14 protein-coding genes are annotated in these 21,424 nt (G+C 41.9%); 8 read left to right on the top strand and 6 right to left on the bottom strand.

From position 1 onward, the window contains the following. From HYU69_13275 to bshB1, 4 genes are all read left to right on the top strand, one after another. Positions 1-973: SprB repeat-containing protein (locus tag HYU69_13275; GenBank protein MBI2271308.1), on the top strand; the 973-nt coding region annotated here is incomplete at its 5' end. Between the two features lie 62 nt (positions 974-1,035). Further along, entirely contained in the window at positions 1,036-4,011 is a 2,976-nt protein-coding gene (locus HYU69_13280; GenBank protein ID MBI2271309.1) for an SBBP repeat-containing protein, read from the top strand. 123 nt (positions 4,012-4,134) lie between these two features. Further along, on the top strand, positions 4,135-4,689 hold the full coding sequence (locus tag HYU69_13285) for a glutathione peroxidase (GenBank protein MBI2271310.1): 555 nt from the start codon (positions 4,135-4,137) through the stop codon (positions 4,687-4,689). A gap of 44 nt (positions 4,690-4,733) precedes the next feature. After that, on the top strand, positions 4,734-5,450 hold the full coding sequence (gene bshB1, locus HYU69_13290; GenBank protein ID MBI2271311.1) for a bacillithiol biosynthesis deacetylase BshB1: 717 nt from the start codon (positions 4,734-4,736) through the stop codon (positions 5,448-5,450). Positions 5,451-5,522: 72 nt separating this feature from the next. On the opposite strand, the gene HYU69_13295 is transcribed toward bshB1, so the two are convergent. From HYU69_13295 to HYU69_13320, 6 genes are all read right to left on the bottom strand, one after another. Next, entirely contained in the window at positions 5,523-6,056 is a 534-nt protein-coding gene (locus tag HYU69_13295) for a YceI family protein (protein MBI2271312.1), read from the bottom strand. A gap of 162 nt (positions 6,057-6,218) precedes the next feature. Then, positions 6,219-6,713 carry a hypothetical protein gene (locus HYU69_13300; GenBank protein ID MBI2271313.1) on the bottom strand — a complete coding sequence of 165 codons (495 nt, stop codon included), beginning with the start codon at positions 6,711-6,713 and terminating at the stop codon, positions 6,219-6,221. Between the two features lie 142 nt (positions 6,714-6,855). Next, the gene (locus HYU69_13305) at positions 6,856-7,827 is read right to left on the bottom strand and encodes a DMT family transporter (GenBank protein ID MBI2271314.1); all 972 of its coding nucleotides are present in this window, start codon (positions 7,825-7,827) and stop codon (positions 6,856-6,858) included. Then, on the bottom strand, positions 7,817-8,500 hold the full coding sequence (locus HYU69_13310; protein ID MBI2271315.1) for a YggS family pyridoxal phosphate-dependent enzyme: 684 nt from the start codon (positions 8,498-8,500) through the stop codon (positions 7,817-7,819). Before HYU69_13310 ends, HYU69_13305 begins: the two co-directional genes overlap by 11 nt. A gap of 32 nt (positions 8,501-8,532) precedes the next feature. Continuing rightward, on the bottom strand, positions 8,533-9,780 hold the full coding sequence (locus HYU69_13315; GenBank protein ID MBI2271316.1) for a DUF1015 domain-containing protein: 1,248 nt from the start codon (positions 9,778-9,780) through the stop codon (positions 8,533-8,535). 120 nt (positions 9,781-9,900) lie between these two features. Continuing rightward, positions 9,901-10,494: a DUF479 domain-containing protein gene (locus HYU69_13320; GenBank protein ID MBI2271317.1), complete on the bottom strand. Its 594-nt coding sequence runs from the start codon at positions 10,492-10,494 to the stop codon at positions 9,901-9,903. A 510-nt stretch (positions 10,495-11,004) separates the two neighbouring features. Here HYU69_13320 and HYU69_13325 point away from each other — a divergent pair. The 4 genes from HYU69_13325 to HYU69_13340 all read left to right on the top strand — a co-directional run. Further along, positions 11,005-13,266, top strand: a complete 2,262-nt coding sequence (locus HYU69_13325; GenBank protein MBI2271318.1) for a T9SS type A sorting domain-containing protein — start codon at positions 11,005-11,007, stop codon at positions 13,264-13,266. A 7-nt stretch (positions 13,267-13,273) separates the two neighbouring features. Beyond that, entirely contained in the window at positions 13,274-18,469 is a 5,196-nt protein-coding gene (locus tag HYU69_13330; protein ID MBI2271319.1) for a gliding motility-associated C-terminal domain-containing protein, read from the top strand. A 393-nt stretch (positions 18,470-18,862) separates the two neighbouring features. Further along, positions 18,863-20,521, top strand: coding sequence for a PD40 domain-containing protein (locus HYU69_13335; GenBank protein MBI2271320.1), 1,659 nt, complete (start codon positions 18,863-18,865; stop codon positions 20,519-20,521). Between the two features lie 374 nt (positions 20,522-20,895). Continuing rightward, positions 20,896-21,424 (top strand): hypothetical protein (locus tag HYU69_13340; GenBank protein MBI2271321.1); only part of this gene is annotated, 529 nt, incomplete at its 3' end.

Here is a 21,424-nt window from a genome sequence, read left to right on the forward strand (position 1 = left end):
AGCAAGGGATATTTTTATAATTAAATTTACAAATACAGGTGTCCGCTTATGGGCTACTTATTTTGGCGGTGATGGTGACGATTTTCGCGAACCACTTGCGGCAGATAAACTGAGCAACCTTTTTGTAGCGGGGGAATGGACTACAGAATCAGGTGCTTTAACCGATGTTTCTTATCCGCTAACCGATCTGGGCAGCGGAGCATTTTATGACGCGACATTTAATGGTAGCGGTTTTGATGATGATGGTTTCGTTGCGAAATTTATCCCTCCTGCATTAATACTTACTTCCACTGTTACAGAAACCACTTGTGGTTGCAATGGATCAACTGCTATAACTCCTGCGGGAGGTTGCTCACCATATAAGTATTCCTGGTATAATGGTGGGTGGACACAAATCGGAAACACGCAACTGATAGGTTCATTATGTTCCGGCAATTACCAGATAATAGTGAATGATACTGTTAATTGTGTTAAAGACACCGCTTTTGTTAATGTTCCGTCTGGTGTTGGTTTGACTTTAAATAGCATTCAAAATAATTTGCTCTGCAATGGAGTCTCTAATGGCAGTGTAAATTTAACAATAAGCAACAGCAGTGGTCCTTATACCTATTCATGGAATAATGGCACAAGCGGATCAACAACCAGTACAACAATATCTGTTTCCGGTTTATCAGCGGCAGTATATACCATTACTGTAACTGATGGAAATGGTTGTACTGCAACAGTTATAATCCCAATAATATCGCCCCCGGCACTAATCGGACAATTCGCAAAAGGCACAGGTAATTGTGATGGTTGTGGTTGCAAGGAATGGGTTATTATAACAGTAATAGGCGGAACAAACCCATACACTTATACCTGGCCGGATGGATATAGTAACAGGTATAAAAACCAGCTTTGCCCGGGCACTTACACCATAAATATTAAAGACAAAAATGGGTGCGGTATAAATCTTAATGTGACAACACCTTGAGTTTTATAAAAAAATCAGGAGCTTTTGTTATAATTTCTGCTGGCATTCTAAACTAAAATGACATGAGAAAATCTATACTTTTTAAACCTATACTGCTAGCCATAAGCACTGGTTGTTTTGCTACTGGCAGTGCCGGTACCAACCATAATTTACAAGAGCAAGCCCGGCAATGTATTGCCCGGGAAAAAATACTCGGATTTCAGGAAAACAAAGGACAGATAGCAGATGTGGATGGGAATCCCGCACCTTATCTCTTATTTAAAGCACAAAGTAAGGAATTAGATATATATATTACCGATTGGGGATTGAGTTATGTATTTATAAAAGTGCAAAAGGAAAACAATGAAAATCAGGGACATGAAACTACCCGGAAAATTTTCGGAAAGGAACCGGAAACTGAAAAGGCAAAATTCTGTCGTGCTGATATGGTGTTGGAAGGAGCAAGAATTCTTAAAGAGAACATTATAAAAGAATATCAAAGTGAAGACTACTCCAATTACTATCTCAGCTATTGCAAGGATGGAATACTTAATGTAAGACGATATGGGAAGATAACTATAAAGGAAATTTATCCTAAAATTGACTGGGTAATTTACACTTGTACTTCTTCTTCAGGAAAGACGGGTGAGGGATTTAAATACGATTTCATTATACATCCCGGCGGAAATCCAGGCCAAATTATACTCAACTACAAATGGACGGACAAACCTGATACAAAAAACGACGGATCGTTAAGTATAAGCACGCCTTTAGGAAAAATTATTGAAGGTAAGCCCTACAGTTATATACAGGAAACACACGCTCAAATACAAACTACATATGCCATTGACAAAAAAACAAATAAAATACAGTTTACAACTGGTAATTATAACCCGGAACAAACATTCATCATTGACCCGAATTTAACATGGGGAACATATTACGGAGGCAGTAATTATGAAGGTTTTTGCTCAGTTGCTGCCGATGTAAGCGTTAATATGTTTATTACAGGATATGTTGCAGCCACTAATTTCCCTACTCAAAATACAGGAGGGGGTACTTATTTTCAGGGAGCAATAGTTGCAGGGAATGATGTGTGCATGCTTAAATTCACCAATACAGGAGTGAGGCAATGGTCGACTTATTATGGAGGAAGCATGCGTGATGGAGGCTATTGTATTGCAGTGGACGGAAGCGGGAATGTGTTTGTAACGGGCGAAACTTCATCCGCTGATTTTCCCACCTTTGATCCGGGTGCAGGCGCTTACTATCAGGGAGTGAGTGGAGGCGGTACTGATGTGATTCTTCTCAAATTCAGTAATACGGGTGTACGGCTATGGGCAACCTATTATGGAGGAGCCGGGTCTGAGATTGGCCATTCTATTATCACTGATGGAAGTGGCAATGTTTTTGCAACCGGAGAAACGAGTCTTGGTGCTTTTCCCACTCTTAATCCTGCCGGAGGCGCCTGGTTTCAGGCTGCGAGTGCAGGAAATGTCGATGTGTTTATTCTGAAGTTCAATAATACCGGGGTACAGCAGTGGGCTACATATTATGGAGGAGCCGGACGTGATTATGGTAAGTCGCTCTGCACTGATAATAGCGGAAATGTGTTTGTTACAGGATGGACTGATTCTCCAAACTTTCCCATGCTCAATTTGGGCGGTGGCGCTTATTTTCAAGGGGTAAATGCCGGGGGATTTAGTGATATTTTAATTCTGAAGTTCAATAATGCGGGAGTGCTTCTTTGGTCAACCTATTATGGCGGAACGGAGCTTGATCAGGGGGAATCTATTACTACTGATAATATTGGAAATATATTTATAGGGGGGCAGACCGGTTCATTTAATGTTCCCACGCTCAATCCCGGCAGCGGGGCTTATTTCCAGGGAATTTTTGGTGGTGGGCTCTATGACCTTATTATCCTGAAGTTTGGCAATGGCGGGATATTGCTTTGGGGAACCCTTTACGGAGGAAGTGGGAACGACACTCAGTTTGGCGGTTATCAAAGAGACCGACAAATTATAACGGACTGTTCAGGGAATGTTTATGTAACGGGGTGCACAACCTCGAACAATTTTCCAACTTTTAATCCGGGTAGTGGGTATTTTGTCGGAGCTAACTCAGGCGGGGGCTCGTATGGAGATGTATTTATCCTTCAGTTCAACAATAACGGAGTCCTTTACTGGTCAAGTTATAATGGGACTGCTGCAGATGATCATGGTAATGCATTAGCAGTAGATCCCGCCGGTTGCCTTTTTTTAGTGGGCGAATGGAAAGGTTCGGGAAGTAATGGGGTGCTAGACCCTAGCGCAGGAGCTTATTATGATAATTCGTGGAACGGTTCTGACGACAGCTTTATTATGAAATTTTGTTCTGTAAGTTCTGTTCTTACCGTCACGCTTACTTCTACCAATAATCTTTGCAGTGGACAGTGCACAGGTAAAGCTACGGCCAATCCAAACAGTTGTTACCCGTCATATACCTATTTATGGTCAAATACTCAGGCAACACAAACCGCCACCGGGCTTTGTACAGGAATATATACGGTAACAGTTACTGATGCATCAAGCGCCACTGTAATATCCACTGTCACCATCACGCAGCCGCCAGCATTGACCTCAACAACAACACAAACCAATGCAACCTGCGGAGGAGGAAATAATGGAAGCGCAACTGTAATTGCAGGAGGAGGTACGGGTTCATTCACATATACTTGGAGTAATAACGCAACAGGTCAAACCGCCTTCGATCTTGCAGCAATTAGTTATACAGTAACAGTTATTGATGCAAATGGCTGTACTACCACCACCACTGCAGTTATAGTTTCTCCGCCACCTTTAACCGGCCAATTTACCAAAGGCACAGCCAACTGTGCAGAATGCGGCTGCAAAGAATGGTTAATGGTAAATGCAACGGGAGGTACGGGTCCTTATAGTTACAGCTGGCCTGACGGATATTTGAACAGATACAAGAATCAGCTTTGCCCGGGAACGTATTTAATAAATATCAAAGACAAAAACGGCTGCAGTGTAAATGTTAATCTTACCGCGCCATAGTCCTATGCAGGGCGGTTGCAATGTAAAGAGACCTATAGGCGAACGCATTCCAAAGAACCTAGATCATACAGGGCTGCGATCCTATTATATCCTTATCTTTGTTCCAATCAATAAATCTGTATAATGAAAAAAATGGCTTCAGTGATCATTGCACTTTTTATGTTCAATGCGACCTTTGCACAATCCAAAACAATGAAAACATTCCATGATTTTAAGGCGATAACAATTGATGGAAAGGAATTTGATCTTGCCCAATTAAAAGGAAAGAAAGTGCTGGTTGTAAACACTGCTTCAAAATGCGGCAATACACCGCAGTATGAGGAATTACAGAAGCTGTATGAAAAATACAAAGGGCAAAATTTTACCATTATTGGTTTTCCGGCCAACAACTTCGGGAAACAAGAGCCCGGCACCAATAATGAGATCGCGGAATTTTGTAAAAAGAATTACGGGGTTACTTTTCAGATGATGTCCAAGATATCGGTTAAGGGAGATGATATGGACCCGATCTATCAATGGTTGACCAGGAAAGATCAAAATGGGCTGGCTGATGCGGAAGTAAAATGGAATTTCCAGAAATTTATGATCGATGAGAATGGTAAGTGGGTTGATTATGTTGCTGCGGATGAAACTCCATTAACAGGTAAAATTATTAAATGGATAGAAGGAAAAAAATAAGGATTGTAATCGGTGATCGGTAATTTGTAATCTAAAATTTATCAATGAAAATTCACATTCTTGCAATAGGTGCTCACCCGGATGATGTAGAGTTGTCGTGTTCAGGAACTTTACTAAAGCACATTGCTCTTGGAAAAAAAGCTGGCATTCTTGATCTTACAGAAGGTGAACTGGGTACACGCGGTACAGCTGAACTGCGTTTAAAAGAGTCCGCGAAAGCGGCTAAAATACTGGGAGTTTTGTTTCGGGATAATTTAAAAATGAAAGATGGTTTTTTTAGGAATGATGAAGAACATCAGCTGGAGGTTGTAAAAAAGATACGTCAGTATAAGCCGGAAATCATTTTGTGTAATGCTGTTCGCGATCGTCATCCCGATCATGAGCGTGCGGCAAAACTTGTTTCGGACGCGTGTTTTTATTCCGGGCTAAAGAAAATTTCGACCAAACAGAACGGAAAAGAGCAGGAGGCCTGGAGGCCGAAAGCGGTTTACCATTACATACAGGATCGGTATATTGAGCCCGACTTTGTCGTTGACGTTACGCCATTTGTGAAAGAAAAAATGGAAGCCGTTCTGGCTTTTTCTTCCCAGTTCTATGATCCTAAATCAAATGAACCGGAGACGCCGATATCGACCAAAAATTTTCTTCACTTTCTGCGTGGGCGTATGGCTGGTTTTGGTCGCACTATCGGGGTTGACTATGCTGAAGGTTTTACCACGGAACGTTATCCCGGAATATCGAATTTGTTTGACCTGATCTGAATGTATTGTACTGAATTTCCGGTAATCGAAAATACAGGACAAACATTCAGAATGATCAATAGGTAGCCGTTTTTATTTCTGTTTACCCAGCTCAATATCACAGGTAATGTTCACATTCTCACTCACCACCACACCACCGGCTTCAACTGCTGCGTTCCATTTTAATCCGTAGTCAATACGGTTTATATTTCCGTTAAGTTTAAACCCGGCTTTTGTATTTCCCCATGGGTCTTTAATGCTTCCGTTATACACTACGTCAAATTCCACGCTTTTTGTAATGTCGCGTATGGTCATATCTCCGGTAAGCTTATAATTTTTCCCGCTTACTTTTTTAAATGATTTACTTTTGAAGGTCATCTTCGGATATTTTTCAGCGTTGAAAAAGTCATCCGATTTTAAATGTTTATCGCGGCCTTCGTCATCCGTATTGATGCTGTTTACATCGGCTGAAAATTCTATCTGGCTATCAGTAAAATCATCTTTTGTAGCGACGACTTTACCTTCATACATTTTAAATTTGCCTGTAACTTCCGAGATCATCAGGTGTGTGACAGTAAATTGAACCTTTGAATGTGATGCATCTATGGTCCAATTTGATTGGGCCATAGCAGCCGCTCCGGCAAGGATGGCCGCAGCTGTCATTGTGGTTTGTGTGTTGTTCATATTATTAAAATTTATTAGTTGATGCAAATATAAGTAATTACATTCTATGTATATACATATAATGCGCTAAATCGCTAAAAGTTAATTTAATTATTTGAAAATCAATTAGTTATTTTTGTAGGTAGTAAGTATTTCTGCAAGCTGTTCCAGAAGTTTCTTTTTGTCGGTACCAGCTTTTATAATAGCCTCATGCAGTTGTTTTGCTGATTTACTTAATTCGTCCTGATTTAAAGGCGGGTCCATTCCGTCGATCACACTGGTGGCTTCGATACAGCTGAGGTAATCTTCATTGATGGCCAGGTTTACAAAGTAGTTGAGTTGTGTGCGGCAATCAATACCCGATTCCCAGCAGGCAGCAATGAGTTGGGTTTTATAGTCGGACAGATTTTTATCGTTAATGGCATTTATCAGCAGTTCAAGCGCTGCCGGTTCTTTTTTTATTGATCGAAGCGCATCTTCACGTTCTTCTGCATTCCCGGAGTTTATGAGCAGTGATATTATGTCGCTCGTGCTTTTGTTTCCCTTTTCCTGTCCCACAATTAAGGTTTTGTATTTTTGGGGGTCAAAGAAATCTTTGTTGTTGTCGGCGGTTGTATCCATGGCATGAATATTTGTGCAAACATACGTGATTCAATAAAAGATACAAAATAATTACTCAGAGCGCCACTGAGAACTACGAAGGTTCACAGTATAAGGATCAAAAGATGTAAACGTATAACTCCGTGCTTCTCTGTGAAATAATTTACCTGAACAATGCATTGAGAATAGCATCCCGCCAGATAAGTACGATCACTCCAACAATTGCAATGACTGCTCCAAGAAACGATTTAAATGTGATCCGTTCATTATAAAAAAAGTGAGCAAGCACCAATACAAAAACCGGTAGGAGTGAGAATATTGTTTGCGCTACCGAAGCACTGGTGAGCGATACCGCCTGCATGGAAAATGTCATACCTATTACAGGCCCCAATACAGTTCCCGCGACAGCATAGCCGATGCCCTTGTTTTTGTTTTTAAATACCGGCAAAACAAATTGCATTAAACGACCGGATACTACCGCGATGAAAACAACACCCGCTGTTGCTGCCATCATGCGGATAAGGCTCGCATGAATGGCATTGATATTGGCTCCATCAACCTGTATATTTAAGCCTCTTTGAGACAGTGCAACTCCGACACCCTGGCATATTGCAGAAAGTATTGCAAAAGTAATTCCTTTAACATATACACCCGGGCCTAAGTGTGATGATCTTTGTTTTTCGCGCTTGCCTAATGATAACCAGATAATACCTCCGATTGTAATAGCCATCCCGGTTATACCGATAATATTTATTTGTTCATGATTAATAAAAAAGCCAAACAGCAAAGCCGCCGCGGGCGACAAGGTGTTAAATACACTTGAAAGACGTGTTCCAATCAGCACAAAGGCCGAGAACCCGCAATAATCGCCCAATGCAAGTCCTATGATACCTGATATGCCCAGCCAAAGCCAATGTTGTGAAGTAGGGGAGGTATACAGATCTGAAAAGGAAACTTCTGTAAAAAGAATTGTTCCGATGCTGAGAAGTATTACCGCAAGCACCAGCCGGAACATATTCAGGACATTTGTGCCAAGCCGTTTCGCCGCTTCTGTGAAAGGAAACATGCATAAGCTCCATGTCAAAGCGGTTAACAGGGCCATTAACTCACCCATGTGCGAGGAACTAATTTGCATAATTCCTTTCGCCGAAAATCGTACTGCCCACGCGTATCATATTACTGCCTTCTTCTATCGCGATCTGGTAATCGGAACTCATGCCCATGCTCAATGTTTTCAGTTCAACGTTTTCGGTTCCATGTGTAAGGTTGGAAGACCTGAGCATATTGAAAAAGTTTTTTAATGAATGAAACTCATTCCTGATCTGCGCAGCATTTTCGGTATTGGTCGCCATTCCCATTAGTCCGGCTATTTTTATGTTTTTTAATTGCTTGAATTCTGCGGATGAAAGAAGTGTATCAGCTTCTTCAAAGGTCAGACCAAATTTGGTTTCTTCATTGGCTATATATATCTGAAGGAGGCAATCGATCACACGTTCATTTTTAGCAGCCTGTTTGTTTATCTCCTGTAATAGTTTCAGGCTGTCGACCGAATGAATAAGGCGTACAAAGGGGGCAATATATTTGACTTTATTTGTTTGCAGGTGACCAATCAAATGCCATTGAATATCTTTTGGAAGTTCGTTGTATTTGGCAACCAGTTCCTGTACTTTGTTTTCTCCAAAAATTTTATGACCTGTCTGATAGGCTTCTGATACCGCGATGGCCGGCTGTGTTTTTGAAACAGCCACCAGGGTTACATGTTGCGGTAACAGATTTTTAAGTTTTAAAATATTTTCTTTTACCATTATTGGTTATTTCTCTCTTCCCTGATTTTTCCGCTTTATCCCTTTAAGCTGTATATTACAAGGCCGCTGCGCATCTTTGGCTCAACCCATGTTGTTTTAGGAGGCATAATGTTATTGGTGTCGGCTATGAGTTTTAATTGCGCCATTGAAACAGGATACAGACCAAAGGCCACTATTGATCTGCCGCTATCAACTTCTTTTTTCAATTCTTCCATTCCTTTGATCCCCGATACAAAGCCGATGCGTTTATCCGTTTTCAGATCACGGATCCCGAGGATCGGAGAAAGAATGTGTTCCGTAAGAATTGACGCGTCAAGGTTTCCAACCGGATCGCTGGTTTTGACGATGCCATTTTTGGGTGTAAGCGAATACCATTTATTACCAAGGTACATGCTGAAATTGTGGATCGCAGTTGGTTTATAAATACCGGTATTTTTTTCTTCAACATCAAACTTTAATTTTATTTTATCCAGAAAATCCTTTTCAGAAAGTCCGTTCAGTTCATGAACGATCCGGTTAAAGTCATATATTTTCAATTGCGATTCAGGAAAAAATACACCGAGGTAATAGTTGTAAGGCTCATTGCCTGTATAACCGGGGTTCTTTTCTCTCCGCGATTTGCCCAACAATGCTGAAGAAGCGGAACGATGGTGGCCATCGGCAATATAAATCGCAGGTATTTTTCCGAAACGTTCTTTGATAGTCAACGTTATTTTCGGATCACTTACGGGCCAAAGCCTGTGTCTTACCCGGTCTGTGGTAGTAAAATCATATTCCGGTGCGGTTGCGACAACTTTATCTGTGATCTCGTCAATGGTCGCGTCGTTGGGATAACTGAATAAAACAGGTTCGGCATTGAAATCACATACTTCAAGATATTGTTTTAGTTTTTCCTCCCTGTCGGTTAATGTTTGCTCGTGAATTTTTATAACCCCGTTAAAATAATCGTCAATGCTGCTGCAGCCGATAATTCCCGTAAAAGTCTCTTTCCCCTTTTGCTGCTGATATATATAATAACAAGGCTGGTTGTCCTGAACAAATATTCCATCGTTGTAAAACTGGTCGTATTTCAGCTTTATCTTTTTGAGTCGTTCGGGAGAGCCGTATACAGTTGGTTTTCCATCGCTGAAATCAGGATTGATGACATGTAAAAAAGTGAACGAATTACTTTTTAATTTATCCAGTAATTCGGCTTTTGTATAACCGTCGACAGATCTTGAAGCGACAAGGTGAACTTTATCTTTTGCAGGTCGGATCCCTCTGAAGGGTATAATGTTCGCCATAATTTGATTTTATCTACGCGTATCGTTTGAACTTCGACAAAAGTACTTGAATTCATATAATTAACCAATAAGGTATCAGACATTGGTCATCAGTTATTGTAGGGAAATCTCATAGGCCATTTATCCAATGTCAAATTGATCGATGATCATTTTCGAATGGCCGATAAGGTCAGGAAAGAAAGTTGTGAATTCAGTTTCAAATAATGAGTAATTGTTCTCCAGGTCTGCAACAGCTTTTTCCATATTCGAGACAAAGCTGGTTCTCCTTGCCATTCCGTTCAGTACATTTTGTATCCCTTCAAGTTTAGCGTAATTGGTCAGCCAATCATATTTTATCATATAAGGCAGCATTTCCTTTGACCGGACGGGAAGTTGATCGTAATTTTTTTGCATAAGTGCGTATACATTTCCGGTAAAAATTTTCAGTTCAATGGTAGAATAGAGGTGCCAGTTTTTAGCTAAGAAGTGGTCATAAAATATATCAACCAATACGCCGGAATACTTATGATATTGCGGACGGAGTCTTTCGATACTTTTGTGAACTATTGGATGGCTATCGGTAAATTTATCAATATTCCGGTGCAGTAATATTCCGTTTTTTATGGAATTGTTAAATTCATTTATGGCGCTGCCCTTTACCACGTCTGCAATAAAGTTACCGATTAGCAGATCCTCTGAGGTTCCGGAAAGAAATGAGTGTGCTAAAAAATTCATTTTTATCAGATTTGAGCAATTAATTGTGCAAAACTTTGATCCTGATGGGTTGAAAATCAATTTTGAAAAACTATTTATTCGTTCCCACTTGAATTTTACGCTTTTATTAATCTGCCTGCCGGTCAAATACTCCTAAAATTATCAATTTTAGAACTTCTTTTGCATTTCGGCTATTTTATTCATGTACGCATATTGTGTTCGATTCAAAAGGATAATGGATAAAATGAATTGAAATTTTGAAAGCAAAGTGGTTTTTATTCGGGTTTTTCAAACCTTATATTTGAAAGGAAGCAAACAAAAATCAATAAAAATCAAAACATTGATTCATAAGAAGTAAAAGAAGTTCGCTCAACTGTTATAATTTGTTCATTGAGTTTGAATAAGCGAGGCAGCCAGTTGATTTTTGTAAGTTAAGAGCAATCTCTGATCTGATTAGAAAAAATCTTTTTTTTGTAAATTGGTTTGAAGCGATGCTGGTCTCAGAAGATACTTTTTTTAACTGCCTGGATATTGAGGAAGTACTATATATACATCATCTTGTTGCACATGATGAACCTTTGGGTCAATTACGCTGATGCACAATGCACAACTTCAAACGGTACCGGGTGTATATGTCCGGATGGATCTTCCAATTGTCTTCTTCTTCCTGATATGGTGGTATCTGAAACAGCAATTACCGAAGCGGGAGGAACCCTTGAATATTCACAAAATGGTAACACCTCTTTCAATGGTCAGCTGAGGGTGACTGGTGCAACTCCGAATATCGGCTATGGACCGTTACACATACTGGCCACCGATACTTTTTACTGCGGGACAAACAAAATAGTCTCAGCTACTCCTCCGGCCCTTTGTACCGACGGAACATTTCCAAGACAGGTGATCCGGCAAAGGATATACCGTAAAGACACCACCGCGATCAGTACTTTTCATGTAAGGTCCGGTATTATGTCGTATCACGGAAGTGGTCATGATCATTTTCATGTGGAGGATTGGTTTCACCTTTCGCTCCGGATTAAAGACAGCCTTGAGCCAGATCCCCGAAAATGGCAGATCGTAGGAGAAACAAAAAAAATAAGTTTTTGCCTGGCCGATTTTGATGAATGTACCCAGGCAAACGGATATTGCAGAGACAGCAGTGGCCAGGTGCTTGACAGTGCCAATATCCCGAATTTTGGAATGGGAGCAAACTACAATTTTTGTATAACTGAGCAGGGTATCAGCCCGGGATATATGGATATTTATGATATTACTACCCCAGGGCAGAGTATGAACATACCTTATGGTACCTGTAATGGTAAATATTGGCTTGTAGCTGAAGTGGATCCATTAAATTTTATTGTCGAATTTAATGAAGAAAATAACATTATAACAGTTCCTATTACCTTAACGAAACAAAGCAATGTTCCCTCTGCAAATATTTCGTCGCTTCAGGGAAATGTTTTGTGTCAGTCAACGGATACGATAACCCTTAAGGCGAGTGCCGGTAGTTCTTACCTTTGGTCAACAGGCGATACAACAAGAAGCATCCTGGTTCACAAGGCCGGTAATTATGCTGTAAATGTAACTACGCTGTGCGGAAATGCTTTGTCGGATACGTTTGCAGTGAAGAAGATCAACTCCCCTGTAATTGATAGTCTGAAAAGCGATACGTTGTGTGATACCGGAAGTGCTTTGTTGTCGGCATACAGCAAGGATAATGTGTATTGGTATAACGAAAAGGATAGTTTGATCTATACAGGAAATAACCTTTCAACACCAATAATTGATACTACAAGGGTGTTTTACGCTTCAGCTTTTAACTACGCGCTGCCTGATACGTTTCATGTGGGTAAACTCAGTAAAACCTCTAATGGCAGTTATTATCCCGGTACTGATTACATGAGGTTCAATTGCTACAGTCCGGTTATCATTAAATCGGTTAAAGTTTATGCTGATTCAGGGCGCTTCCGAACATTCAGACTATGGGATACAGAAGGCAATGAGCTCAGTATTGATAATTTGTATGTTCCTGCAGGTGAGAACAGGATAGAGCTGAATTTCCCTGTGAAGCCCGGCAACGACTACAAATTATTGTGCCAGACGCCAGAATTATGGAGGGATCAATCGTTATCCTTCCCTTATTCGCTTCCGAATATTATAGAGTTGATCGGTGCAGGTTTGGATAATTACTACCCGTATTTGTACGATTGGGAAATAGTGACGGATCCCGGATCATGTATGACTGTAATGCAGGTTGATGCCAAACAGCAGGTGCGGGCATATGTTGGTAACAAAACTCCACTTGGTATTACGGGCCTGGATAGCGCATATTTTAATACGGACCCTATGGTAAGTATTAATGGAATTCCTTCAGGCGGCATTTTTTCAGGGCCGGGTATTTCAGGTGCCACATTCGATCCTGCAGCCGCGGATTCAGGAATGAATAAGATTGTTTATACTTATACAGATAATTTCGGATGTACCGATAGCATTAATATGCAGGTCATTGTCAAAACTATTTCGTCTGTTCAGAATTCTTCTGGTCTTAACATCAGTAAAATAAAGACATATCCGAATCCCTCGTCCGGAATTTTTGTAATAACCTCTGAAGGAAATGATTCGTTTACTATTGTGGTATATGACAAACTTGGGAAACAGGTTGCCGCTGAAAAATTAAGCGGAACTGAAAAGAAAAAAATGATAGATATGACTGAATGTTCAGCCGGTATATATATGGCTCACATCAGTAATACATTATCCTCTATGTATATAAAATTAGTGTTAACCAAATGATGTCGTCATGAAGAAATTAAATCTGCCTGGTCTTATCATTGCTCTGGTAATGGTTTTGTATACATCATTATCATTCGCCCAGTGTAACTGTACAACCGGGTGTACAATGGTTATTGATTCTGTGTACAACGGGAACCTGACCATCATGCCGTTCGATAAGGTGTGTATTACCAAGAATGGATTTGTGAATGGGAATATTACTGTTAACCTGGACGGTAAGCTTTGTAATTCAGGGAAGATATTCGGTGAGCTCACTTTTGAATCAGTGAGCTGCAATGGCTGTGGAGATGAGAACCGTTTATGTAATGAAGGAGAGATATATATGAAGAAGATCACTCCGGGTGTCCATGTCCGGTTATCCAATTACGGGGTATTTAAGGCTTGTGGCGATATTCCCGGGCCGAAAAGTTTTACACTTGATAATTATCCCGGCGCTTGTCTTGATGTTAAAGGAAAATACAGTGTTACTCCGGGTACTTCTTCGTCAAGTCTTTGGGATGGCAATGTTACCATAGGTTCATTTGATATCATGGGAGGCGGGAATACCCTGCTTACTATCAAAGGTTCTGTGTTGATTAAAGGTTCCTTCAAAAGCAGCGGATCTACAGGTATTGCAATGAAAAAGGGAAGTTGTATGGAGACCAAAGCGTTTGAGCAGGCCAGTTCAACCCCATTTATTATTGACTCCAGCAGCACATTAACCACAACAACCCTTTTGATCGGCAGCGGGGGGCTTAAAACGGGAAATAAAACCTGTATAAAAGCGACGGCTATTACAAATAACGGAACCTTTGATATTGGTTCCAACTCTTCCGTTACGGCTTCTTCCATAAATATGGCAACAATCATCAATGTTGGAACTAATTCATCTTTATTGGTTTCAGGTAATATAGTTATTACCGGGTCGGGCTCTATTAATATGTCGAGTCCTTCGTTGCTGACCGCTAACAATATCGATCTTCAGGCTGCTGCAAAATTGAATGGTCCAACCAGTGGATCCGCTGACATTAATATTGGTAATGACCTTACCTGGTGTTGTGGAACAGCAATCCTTGGTAATCTGGATATGTGTATCAGTAATGACCCGTTAAAAAAGAAGGTTACCGTTGGAGGACAGATTGTTGGTCCGAATGTTACCTGGTGTGCTAATAATACATTCACTCCCCAGCCTTGCAGTGTAACTTGTCCTCCCCATGTTGAATGTTCATGGAGTTGTTGTTTGGCATTGAACCTGACCGGAACTCATGTAAACTCTACCTGCGGACAGTCAAATGGTTCAGTTACCATTAGCCACACGGGTGGCACAGCACCATACACATATCAATGGAATGATGGAGCAACTACTAAAGACCGGACAGGTCTTTCTGCAGGCAGTTACTGGGTAACAGTACTTGATAAGGATTCCTGTATGGGTATTTTTCCGTTAAATATTTTGGAACCTTGCGGCCCGACCGTTACGGCAACAGGGGCTAAAATTTGTTTGGGTGCTTGTGCAAGTGTTACTGCTACACCATCAGGACCCGGAACTCCGCCATATACCTATGCCTGGAGCGATGGTAAAACAGGAGCCGGGCCTCATAGCTTTTGCCCTGTGGCAACTACCCCTTATACAGTTACTCTTACAGATGCAGGTGGCATGACTGCCACCGATACGGTTATTGTAACAATAAATCCTCTGATGGGTCTTACAACTACAGCTGTAAATATATCCTGTAACGGAGGCAGCAATGGCTCGGCAAATGTAGCAGTAACTGGGGGAACTCCCGGGTTTACCTATGCATGGGCTGCTTTGGGTGGAACAGGGGCCACTACAACAGGTAATTTAGGCGTGGGGTCATATACAGTGACGGTTACTGATTCCAAAGGTTGTACAAAAACGGCAACCGCTGCAATTACGGAACCGCCGCCGGTCACGGGAGTTCCTTCTTCAACACCTGCTAATTGCGGAACGAATTCAGGGACAGCTTCGGTTGTTGGGGGGGGCGGTACAGGCCCATATACTTATGCATGGGCACCAGGTGCCGGTACCGGTGCAACGATCAGTAACCTGGCCGCCGGAACATATACTGTAACAGTTAGAGATTCCAAAAATTGTACAACAACTACAACTGCTCTTGTAACCAGTACAGGTGGTGTAACAGCCACAATTACGTCATCAACAAATGCAACCTGTATAACAAACGGAAGTGCGGTTGTTTCAACCACGGGTGGTACTGCGCCATTTGATATTCTTTGGTCACCGGGCGGTGGTACCGGAACTACTGCCGGCAATTTGACGGCCGGAACATATACCGTTGTTGTTACCGATGCGAATAATTGTATTTCCAGCACTACTGTAACTATTACAGTTCCGGCTGGTCCGCAATTAACTACCGGTAAGGTTGATGATAATTGTGGCAAAGGGATTGGGTCGACAACAGTTACCGTAACATCCGGAACCGCACCTTATACTTATTTATGGAACCCTGGAGGGATGACATTACCAAACGCGACGGGACTTTTTGCAAACACCTATACCGTTTCAGTTACCGATGCGAATGGGTGTACCGCTACCTCTACTGCGGTGGTTGCCAACCTGAATGGACCTACGGCAACAGCAACTTCCGCAAATATTACATGTTTTGGCGCGGCTAACGGTACTGCACAGGCAAGTTCTACGGGAGGAGCAGCCCCCTATACATACAGCTGGCAGCCTTCCGGAAGTTCGGTATCTTCTCTTTCCGGTCTTAGTGCCGGAACCTATATCATAACTGTTACGGATGTGGCAGGCTGTACCAGTACCTCATCCGTTACAATTACAGAACCGCCTCCAATAACTATTTCTACCGCTGTTACTCCGGCAAATTGCAATACAGCAAATGGAAGTATTTTGGTTACTCCCGGAGGAGGGGTTGGCCTTTTAACTGCAACATGGGCACCTGCGGGCGGACCAGGATATACTGCATCTAATTTAGCCGCAGGTTCATATACAGTGACCATTACTGACGCAACATCATGTACATCTACTTCTACTGTTCTTGTCGGGAATGTAGGTGCGCCTGACATTGCAGTAAATCAAACCAATATTTTATGTAAGGGGGGCAATAACGGTTCCGCAACCATCTCAGTTACCGGAGGAACCCCGGGTTATTCAATCAGCTGGACACCTGCATCTGCAGGGTCGGGCACTTCCATTACTTCACTTATTGCAGGCAGTTATACCGTTGTTGTTACAGATGCGAATTCGTGCCAACAGAATACTGTAGTAGTCATCACCGAACCGCCTGTATTGACAGCTGTTGCAAATTCTGTAAGTCCGCTTTGTCCGGGTAATGGAAGTACAAACGTTACAGCCTCAGGCGGTACCCCCGGTTATACTTATAACTGGATGCCCGGAGGAGCTGCATCGCCTACCGTAACAGGTCTGGGAGGAGGAGTTTACACGGTGACCGTAACCGATGTCAATGGATGTACAGTTGTATCAACAGCTTCGATCACCACACCGCCGGCTATTGTTGCATCGATAAGCCCGGTAGACGGAACCTGCGGGCTGAATAACGGATCAGCAAGTGTTACAGCCTCAGGCGGCACTCCCGGATATTCATATAACTGGGCACCGTCCGGAGGAAATGGCCCGACCGCGGGAGGTCTTGGAGCCAATACCTATACGGTAACCGTAACCGATTCAAAAGGATGTACTCAAACGACAACTGCTGTAGTTGGTAATAGTCCTCCTGTAGCATTGGCCGCATCGGTGACCACCAATGTGAGTTGTGCCGGAGGTAATGATGGCTCTGCAACTGCAGCTGTCGGAGGGGGAACGGCTCCAATAGCGTATACATGGTCGCCAATAGGCGGAACAGGTACAGCAGCCACAGGACTAGCTGCGGGCAGCTATACTGTTAACGCAGTAGATTCAAGGGGGTGTACAGCGGTATCGAATGTAACCATAAGCGAGCCTCCGCCACTTATACTGTCGGTCACACCACCAAACAAAATATGTATTGGACAGAGCGCAACATTAAGCGCGTCAGCAAGCGGCGGAACAGCAGCTTATTCTTATATATGGATGCCCGGTCCCCAGTCGGGAGCAACCATCAATGTTAATCCTGTTGTAACAACCACCTATACAGTTACAGTAATTGATTCTAAAGGATGTACAACATCTTCAGCAATAACTGTAGATGTTACTCCGCCCCTCCAGGTGGATGCCGGAATAAATCAGAAGGTATGTTCAGGAGGCTCAACTACTGCAACTGCGGTTGCAACCGGGGGAGATGGTAATTACACCTATACATGGCTTCCTTCAAATTCGATAGGAGCAACGTTAAATGTAACACCCACCGGCAGCCAGACTTATACGGTAGTTGTTTCGGATGGTTGCGGAACCCCGCCGGTAACGGATGTTGTTATCATACAGGGAGTAGATCCTGTGCTCACACCTGGTTTCTCTCCCGACAGTACAATGGGATGCGCGCCTTTATCCGTATCATTTAACAATACAACTACCGGCGGCACAACACAAGGCTGCAGCTGGGATTTTGGTGATGGAACTACATCGTCGGATTGCTCTCCAATCCATGTATTCACCAGGCCCGGTTTCTATACTATTAAACTAACTGTTACAGACAGTAATGGCTGTTCTACTTCACTGACCAAGACAAAATCGGTTAAGGTATATCCGTTACCAATCGCTGGTTTCACTATCGATCCTAAGTCAACATCGATACTTACTCCAACGATTAACTTTGCCGATAAAAGTTCATTGGATGTGGTGAAGTGGGATTGGAGCTTTGGCGATGTTTATAATTCTTCATCCACAAAAAAGAACCCGACACATACGTATAAGGATACAGGCAGGTATGAAATCCAGTTGATTGTAACCACCCAGTATGGATGTAAAGATACCGCGATCGATTATGTGATCATACATGGTGATTACACTTTCTATGTGCCCAATGCATTTAGTCCGAATGGAGATGGTAAGAATGAGACCTTCTTCCCGACCGGTTTTATGATCAACCCTGAATGTTTCGGGATGATGATATTCGACCGTTGGGGTAACCTGATATTCGAAACAGATGACCTTAATAGAGGTTGGGATGGAAGAGCGAATGGCGGGAAGGACATTGCTCAGCAGGATGTGTATGTATGGAAAATACAGACCTGTGATTACATGAAACATTCATGGAGTTATATTGGTCATGTAACCTTGGTAAAATAATTTCCGGTATAATAGAGATTATACCGACATTAGATTATTATATGCAATTTCAAAAAATATATGGGGAAAAATTTAGAGCTTTCGTGCTTTGGTGGCCAAAATTCTATTGCCACTAAAACACAAAACCACTAAAGCCCACAAAAAAGCTTATTCGATATAAACTCTAATGTTCGTATTGTAAAAAGCGAAAGATCATCTTTTGGTTTTTCGCTTTGTTGTTTCTTACTTAAGCTATATTCAAGCCCGTTTCAGTAGGATTAAAAATATGACCGAAAGGTCAGATTATCGCCCCGGGGAATTAAAGTCATCTTTTTTTTCAGTCAAATGCTTTTTTGTTTTGAACTGATAATGAGTATATTTATGCCTCTTATTTTATTTGAAACAACGCGAAACATGCTGATCAAAAGAACTTCAATTCTTGGGATTTCACTCTTCCTTTTAGCCGGCCTTCCGACAATGAGTGCGCAAAAAACGGCCATTGATAATGCCAGTGATAAAGTGCGTCAATTTAATGCGCACCAGGCTTATTATCGCGGCGATTACAGGGCGGCTCTCGCTATTTATAAAGATATTTTCAGTGGTCGCCCGAGTGAGGCGGAGCTGGCTTTTTGGGTAGGTGAATGTTATTTTAGTTTGATGGATTATACAAACGCCCTTGAATATTTTGATAAGGCTAAACAGATCAATCCAACTGCGCACCCTAACCTGGGTGTTGAACTGGGCAAAACATATCAGTTGCTGGAAGAAACAGATAAAGCTATTGCTGAGTTCGAGCAATATAAAAAAGTAACTACCAATCCTAAAGTACTTAAGGAAAGTGATGTTGACCATTATCTTGCGCAATGTAATATGGCTAAAGAACTGACAGCCAAACCCATAAATGTAACTATCGAAAACCTCGGCAATATTGTTAATTCCGAGTTTGATGATAAACGTCCTTCAATAACCGCCGATGGTAAGAAGATGATCTTTACCTCACGAAGGCCGCGTGATAAGGACAGTCCTATTGACAAGGAGGGTGATGGGAAATATTTTGAGGATATTTATATTGCTCTTTGGGATTCTGCAAAGAGAATGTGGGGCGATCCGGATCTTATCGCCGGAGCTATAAATACGGAGTTTCATGATGCGGCTTGCAGCATTTCTCCGGATGGGAAGCAGATATTTGTTTATAAAAATGACGCGGTTGAAGCACGTGGCGGCGATATATGGGTGTCGCGCCTGAGTTCATCGGGCAGGTGGAGCTCCCCTAAAACAATCGGTCATCCCATAAACACTACCTATTGGGAAGATGGCGCCTGCCTCTCACCTGATGGTAATACGATTTATTATATCAGCGAGCGAAAGGATAAAGGTGCTTTGGGGAAAGGTGATATTTATATGAGTACCCGGTTAACGAAAGGAGGAGCCTGGGGTGAACCGGTTAATTTAGGGCCGGACATTAATACTGAACATGATGAAGGAGGCGTATACATTGCCGCAGATGGTAAAACATTGTTTTTCTGTTCTGAGGGCCATACCTCAATGGGTTCATATGATATTTTTAAAACTGTTAATGAAAATGGTAAGTGGACAAAGCCGGTTAACTTGGGCTACCCGATAAATACAATGGGTGCCGAAAAAAGTTTTATTCTTGCTACCGATGGAAAAAGCGCATACATAGCAAGTGAGCGAAAAGGAGGATTGGGCGATCGCGATATTTATAAAGTTGATCTTTCTAATTACCGCATTCTGGAAAAGGATCCAAACAGACCTTTATCGGCTGCACCCGGTTTTTCTATTTTAAAAGGCACTGTGATCAGTAACGAAGGTGCTTCTGCTCTTGCTGCTGAAGTAAATATTTATGATGAGGCCGGCCAGAAAGTAGGCACAACAAGTTCAAATGCCGAGGAAGGAGGCGATTATTTCATTACACTTCCCGGAGATAAAAAATATACTGTTAAAATTGAGTTGAAAAATTTTAAACCCCTTGAAGAAACCTTTATGCTCCCGGCTTCAAAAGATGGAAGCACAAATACACATGTTAAGCATTTTTTGATGTATAAGCAGTAGGATAATTGTTAGTTGGTATTGTGGGTTGTCAATTCTGTGGTCTAAAGATGGGTTACTTGTAATTGAAATATTCATTGGTTTCATTCGTCGCTTGAAACCCAGCCTTGCCGGCAGGCTTTGCTCCGCTGAAGCTACGCGAAAGCGATGCAGGTATACATCCCGGTGCAGGACATTCAGTTTCTAAAACATCTTTTCTCTGTGCTCTCTGTAAAACTCTCTTTTTCTCTGTGTAATTTTTTGTTACAGAGCTTCTCACGCCTGTGTGCCAAAACATTTTGATGGGCAGGCAAATTCCTGTTTGCACGACTCCTCTTGACTTTCTCATCAATTGTTAGTAAATTACTTTTTATTGACTAACAACCAAACCTACGCCCATGAAAATAAATGTGCTCATTTCGGTTTTTATTGCGATTTTATCAGGTCAGTTCGCTGATAGTTATTCCCAGGAATTATGTGCTACTGAAAATGCAAATAACCAGTTGTTACAAATGGATCCATTTTATAACAATCAGAATACGCTGATTGAAGAGCAGATCCAGGAAATAATCAATAATCAGAAAAATAGTAAGGTAGCCCAAACATCTGCTGTTTTAACGATCCCTGTAGTAGTTCATGTTGTTCACCTTGGTGAAGCTGTTGGTACAGGCACTAATATTTCAGACGCGAAGATTTACGATGCTATTAAGGGGTTAAATGATCGCTGGAGAAATGTTGCTGGCAATATTAATAGTAATGATTTGGGAATTGAATTTTGTTTGGCGAGCCGGGATCCAAATGGAAATGCCACAACCGGCATTAACAGGGTAAATGGCTCGTCAATATTAAATTACAGCACATATGGTATTACCCAGGCGGGTTGCGTTGCCGCGAGAGAGGATTCGATCAAAAATCTGAGCAGGTGGC

The sequence above is a fragment of the Bacteroidota bacterium genome, assembly GCA_016183775.1.
Taxonomy (GTDB): domain Bacteria; phylum Bacteroidota; class Bacteroidia; order JABDFU01; family JABDFU01; genus JABDFU01.